At 36.5% G+C, this 2203-nt stretch carries 2 protein-coding genes; both read right to left on the reverse strand.

What is annotated here, in order from left to right; translation table 11 throughout:
- Window positions 1-329 (reverse strand): RteC domain-containing protein (locus BGO59_RS29240; RefSeq protein WP_293689928.1); only part of this gene is annotated, 329 nt, incomplete at its 3' end.
- A gap of 335 nt (window positions 330-664) precedes the next feature.
- Window positions 665-2203, reverse strand: a 1539-nt coding sequence (locus tag BGO59_RS29245) for a heavy metal translocating P-type ATPase (RefSeq protein WP_293689931.1), incomplete at its 5' end; no start/stop codon positions are given.

A 2203-nucleotide genomic window follows, 5' to 3' on the forward strand; every position in this document is an offset into this window, starting at 1 on the left:
TCAAAGAACCTTTTTAGCTTTTTCAGTTCTTTGACAAAATATTTCTTGGTACGCTTATTTCCATACGGTCTTCTCGTTTCGATTTTATAGATGGCATTATAATAGATGAGCTTTGAAACGATAATTGGCTTTTGATATTTAAAAAAGCGAATTTCTTCATCAACATTCTTAAATCCTCTTTTTAAAATATATTTTTTTACGTCGAATAAACATTTGATAATAAGTTGTATAACTGCTTCAATGCGTTCTATCGAACAGTCTGCTTCAATCTCAAATTCTTTGATTTCGTTTTCCAGCTTAGCCAGCGTTTCGTTATAAAATTTATCCATCCGTTATCCTAAATCTATTTTTTAAACAATAATAGAGAAGCCCAAATACTGTCATATTTGAAAGAAATTTGCATTTTCGGGTTTCTCTTTTGGAACTTTGGTTTTTGCTCGATACAGAACTAATAAGTCCATTTTTAGTGATAGGGATAGATATAATAGTGTCTAATTTTATGTATATCAAAGCAATAAGACACAGAGCTAAAAAATATCCCAAAAAGTATCATAAAGAGCGAAGGTCTTTTCTTCTTCTTCTTCTCCTTCGACAAATTGACATTTGATAACTTTTGCCTTTCTTACGAATTGTCTGTTTTATTCATCATTAGGATGTTCTAATCTTAAAATTTCATCCGCTGTATCCTTACTGCGTTTAGTATAGCTAATAAGGCAACCCCAACATCGGCAAAAACAGCTTCCCACATAGTCGCTAAGCCCCCAGCTCCCAAAACTAGTACAATAGCTTTTACTCCGAATGCTAAAGCTATATTTTGCCAAACGATTTTCTTTGTCTGCTTGCCTATATTGATTGCCATAGGTATTTTACTCGGTTTGTCGTCTTGTATTACCACATCTGCCGTTTCAATGGTCGCATCGCTTCCCAAACCGCCCATTGCAATACCCGCATCGCTCAAAGCCACAACAGGCGCATCGTTTACACCGTCGCCAACAAAAGCAACGCTTCCGCCTTTGGCTTTAATTTCTTTAACTCTGTTTACTTTATCTTCAGGCAATAAATCTCCGAAAGCATTATCTATCCCCAACTGTTCCGCTACATACTTTACAACCGTACTTTTATCTCCGCTAAGCATAGTAGCTTTAACATTGAGCTTATGCAATAGATTTATGGTTTCCTGTGCGTCTTCTTTTATGCTGTCCGCAATGGTAATGTAACCAACAAACTTTCTATCATAAGCCACTGCGATTACCGTGTAAACAATGCTGTTCGGGTCTATGTCATAAGTAATAGAAAATTTATCCATCAGCTTAAAATTCCCTACCAATAATTCTTTCCCATTTACATTAGCCTTTAGTCCGTGTCCTGCAATTTCCTCTATATTTTCTAATGGGATATTGTGGTTTACATCGCCTACATATTCTTGAATGGCAGTTGCTACGGGGTGGCTACTATGGCTTTCCAAAGCATTGACCATTTTTAAAATTTCTTTCTCATCAAATGCCTTGTCAAATACAACTTCCTGAACTTTAAATACGCCCTCCGTCATTGTACCTGTCTTATCCATTACTACATTTTGTATGCTGGCAAGAACATCCAAAAAGTTGCTTCCCTTAACCAATATTCCATTTTTACTCGCTGCCCCAATTCCGCCAAAGTAGCCTAAAGGAATACTTATTACCAATGCACAAGGGCAAGAGATAACAAGGAATACCAAAGCACGATACAACCATTGGCTGAACACATAATTTTCTACAAAGAAGTAGGGCAATGCTGTAATTAGAATAGCTAACAGTACAACTATCGGTGTGTATATTTTTGCAAACTTTCTAATGAATAATTCTGTCGGTGCTTTTTGAGCAGTAGCATTTTGCACCAATTCTAAAATTTTACTCAGCTTGCTATCAGTATATGCAGTTGTTACTTTTACTTGTACAACGGTATTTAGGTTTATCATTCCTGCTAATACCGTATCATCTTTTGCTTTGGTGTCGGGCTTGCTTTCGCCTGTTAAAGCTGCTGTGTTGAATGATGCAGTTTCGGATAATAATGTTCCATCTAATCCTAATTTTTCGCCGGGCTTTAATTGTATGATGTCACCAATGGTTACTGTTTCCGCCTTTACTGTTTTCGGTTGATTTTCTTTTAGAATAGTTACTTCATCGGGGCGTTGGTCAAGCAAGCTCTTGATATTTGCTTTCGC

Origin of the sequence: Spirosoma sp. 48-14 (genome assembly GCF_001898575.1) — a bacterium.
Lineage (GTDB): Bacteria > Bacteroidota > Bacteroidia > Cytophagales > Spirosomataceae > Spirosoma.